This is a genomic window from Streptomyces synnematoformans (genome assembly GCF_039531005.1).
Taxonomy (GTDB): domain Bacteria; phylum Actinomycetota; class Actinomycetes; order Streptomycetales; family Streptomycetaceae; genus Streptomyces; species Streptomyces synnematoformans.
On sequence record NZ_BAAAPF010000493.1, the window covers coordinates 1 to 3,425 of the forward strand.

A 3,425-nucleotide genomic window follows, 5' to 3' on the forward strand; every position below is an offset into this window, starting at 1 on the left:
CCCGGTGTCGCCGAGCCGGCGGCCGGGGGCGGGGCCGGGGTCGCCGGTGGCGCCGCCGGCGAGCGGCAGCAGGAGCAGCACGGCGAGGGCGCGCCCGCGGCGGGAGCCGTGGCGGGCGAGGCGGTGCAGGAGCAGCGCCTGGGCGGCGACGCCGGCGGCGACGGGGGCGCCGAGGAGGGCGGCGAGGGGGGTGTTCGCGGCGGTGGCGAGGACGGCGGCGGGGCCGGGGTGGGTGCGGAGCAGCGCGACGGGGGCGGTGGCGCCGAAGGCGAGTAGCAGGGCGGCGGTGAGGCGGTCGCCGGGGTCGGTGCGCAGGACGGTGTCGACGGCGGCGAGCAGCGTGAGGAGCGCGGCGGCGGCGACGGGGCCGTCGGGGGAGGCGGCGAGGCGCTCCCCCCGTTCTCCCCACGCCCTGCGTTCTGTCCGTCCTCCCCGTTCTGTCCGTCCTCCCCGTTCTGTCCGTCCTCCCCGTTCTGTCCGTCCTCCCCGTTCTCTCCGCTCTTCCCGCGCCTTCCGTGCTCCCGTCACGCCGCCATTCTCCCCGCGCCCGCCCCTCCCGGCGTCCCTCCTGCTCCGGACAACCGCCTCCCCCGCGCGAGCTACTCCGGCGCCCGCAAGACTCCTCCCCTGCGTGACGACCCGCCCGCCGCCCGCTTCGTAGCCTCCTCACCATGGCAGCGTCAGAAGCAACCATCGAGGTCCGGGACCTGCGCAAGCACTTCGGACCGGTCGCCGCCGTGGACGGACTGTCGTTCACGGTCGTCCCGGGGCAGGTCACCGGGTTCGTCGGCCCCAACGGGGCCGGCAAGTCCACCACCATGCGCATCGTCCTGGGCCTCGACGCCCCCGACGCGGGCAGCGCGCTGATCGGCGGCCTCCCGTACGGGGCGCTGCGCCGCCCGCTGCAGCACGTGGGCGCCGCGCTGGACGCGGCGGCCGTGCACCCCGGCCGGCGCGGGCGCGACCACCTGCTGTGGCTGGCGCACTCGCACGGCCTGCCGGCCGGCCGCGTCGACGAGCTGCTGGAGCAGGTGGGGCTCGCCGGGGCGGGGCGGCGGCGGGCCGGCGGCTACTCGCTCGGGATGCGGCAGCGCCTCGGCATCGCCGCCGCGCTCCTCGGCGACCCGCCGGTGCTGCTCTTCGACGAACCGGTCAACGGCCTGGACCCGGAGGGCATCCGCTGGATCCGCGGCTTTCTGCGCCGGCTGGCGGCCCAGGGGCGGGCGGTGCTCGTCTCCAGCCATCTGATGAGCGAACTGGAGGACACCGCCGACCACCTGGTGGTGATCGGCCGCGGCCGGCTCGTTGCGGACACGCCGGTGGCCGCGTTGCTGGCCGCCGCCTCCGACAGCCGGGTCGCGCTGCAGACGGGGGCGCGGGAGCGGGCGATGACGGTGCTGTCGGCGGCGGGGGCGACGGTGGCGGCGACGGGCCGGGAGTCGCTGACGGTGGCGGGGCTGCCGGCGGAGCGGGTGGCGGAGCTGCTGGGCGCCGAGGCGGTGCCGTTCTCGGGTCTTGCGGCGCACCGGGCGTCGCTGGAGGAGGCGTACATGGAGCTGACGCGGGGCGAGGCGGAGTTCGCCGCCGTGCCGGAGGGGGAGGGTCCGCGATGACCGCGGCTGGGAGTGCGGGTGCGGGCGCCGGTACGGGTGCCGATGCGGATACGGGTGACGCCGGGGTGGCTGTGCGTACGGAGGGCGGGGGCGTGGCCCCGTACCGTTCGCAGCTGCCGCCCGCGCGCGACGGTTTCCTGCGGTTGCTGCACGCCGAGTTCACGAAGCTGCGCAGCGTCGGCCGGTGGCTGCTGACGCTGCTTGCGGGAGCAGTGGTGACGGTCCTGGTGTCGCTGGTGTCGGCGGGCGGCAGCGACGCCGTCATCTCCGGCGACGGCGACGGGGGCGGGGGCGGCGGCCCCGGCGCGGCGGCGGCGCGGGTCGCGGACTCGTTCCGCTTCGTGCACCGGCCGCTGGCCGGGGACGGCAGCATCACCGCGCGCGTGACGGACCTGACGACGGGCGCGGACACGGACGCGCCGTGGGCGAAGGCCGGCGTGATCGTGAAGGCGGGCACCGAACCGGGGAGTCCGTACGTGGCGCTGATGCGCACGTACAAGCACGGGGTGCGGCTGCAGCACGGGTTCGAGCACGACGTCGCCGGCGGCGCCGTGGCCGGCGACGCGCCGGTGTGGCTGCGGCTGACGCGCGAGGGCGACCGGCTGACCGGCTACGTGTCCGCCAATGGGGGCACCCCCGCCAATGAGGGCGTAGCCGGCGGGGGAGGGGGCACCCCCACCAATGGGGGCACCCCCGCCAGTGAGGGCGTAGCCGGCGGGGGAGGCGAACGCTGGCGCGAGGTCGGCAGCGTGTCCGTCGCCGGGCTGCCGGAGACGGCGCGGGCGGGGTTGTTCGTGGCGGCGCCGGAGACGGTGCGGCAGGAGCGGTCGTTCGGGGCGCTGGACGTCGCGACGGGGCCGAGCGAGGCGACGGGGGTTTTTGACCACGTACGGCTCGAAGGCGCCTCCGGCTCCGGGAACGGGGACGCGGACGGGAACGGCGGCGGGGACGGGGACGGCGGCGACGCGGCGTGGCGGGACGAGGCCGTGGGGCCGGCATCCGGCCCGGCGGCGGCGAACGGCCCGGCCGGCGGCGCCGAACGCTCCGGCGGCACGTTCACCGTCACCGGGTCCGGCGACATCGGCCCGCTCCCGCCCGCGGCCGACCTGACGTGGATGAGCCTGGCGGGCGCGCAGGTCGGGCTGATCGCGTTCGCGGCGCTGGGGGTGCTGTTCATCACCGCCGAGTACCGGCGCGGCATGATCCGTACGACGTTCACCGCCGCCCCGCGGCGCGGGCGGGTGCTGGTGGCGAAGGGCGCGGTGCTGGCGGCGGTGGCGTTCGCGGCGGGGCTGGCGGCCGCGGTGGTGTCGTTCCTGGTGGGGCAGCGGGCGCTGCGGTCGGGCGGGCACCGGCCGCCGCAGTTCCCGGAGGTGTCCCTGACCGACGGGGCGGCGCTGCGGGCGGTGGTGGGCACGGGGCTGCTGCTGGCGCTGGTGGCGCTGTTCGCGCTGGCGCTGGGGGCGCTGCTGCGGCACACGGCGGCGGCCGTGACGATCGTGGTGGTGCTGTTCGTGCTGCCGCTGGTGCTGGGCGGAGGGCTGCCGCTGGGGGCGGTGGAGTGGCTGTTCCGGGTGACGCCGGTGGCGGGGTTCGGTGTGCAGAGCACGACGCCGCGGTACGAGCAGGTGGAGACGGTGTGCGTGCCGGAGGACGGGTGTATGCCGCAGGGGCCGTGGGCGGGGCTCGGGGTCCTGGCGGTGTGGGCGGCGGCGGCGCTGGCGCTGGCGGCGTGGCGGCTGCGGCGGCGCGATGCGTGAGGGACGGCGCGGGACGGTGCCGGACGCGGGGGCCGCGGCCGCGGCTGCGGCC

Annotated in this window: 2 protein-coding genes and 1 pseudogene; 2 read left to right on the forward strand and 1 reads right to left on the reverse strand. The window is 77.8% G+C overall.

Translation table 11 applies throughout. The annotated features are described in order from the left end of the window. Positions 1–528: pseudogene (locus tag ABD317_RS34955) on the reverse strand (hypothetical protein); the annotation flags it as partial. A 143-nt stretch (positions 529–671) separates the two neighbouring features. On the opposite strand from ABD317_RS34955, the gene ABD317_RS34960 reads away from it, so the two are divergent. Further along, positions 672–1,613, forward strand: coding sequence for an ATP-binding cassette domain-containing protein (locus ABD317_RS34960; protein WP_027752858.1), 942 nt, complete (start codon positions 672–674; stop codon positions 1,611–1,613). A gap of 92 nt (positions 1,614–1,705) precedes the next feature. After that, a complete protein-coding gene (locus ABD317_RS34965) occupies positions 1,706–3,373 on the forward strand; it encodes a DUF1349 domain-containing protein (protein WP_344295662.1) in 1,668 nt (555 codons plus the stop codon). Positions 3,374–3,425: the final 52 nt, after the last annotated feature.

What these genes read in the sequence shown, in the direction of transcription:
- ABD317_RS34960 (WP_027752858.1), top strand. Translation starts at nt 672, where the DNA reads ATGGCAGCGTCAGAAGCAACCATCGAGGTCCGGGACCTGCGCAAGCAC.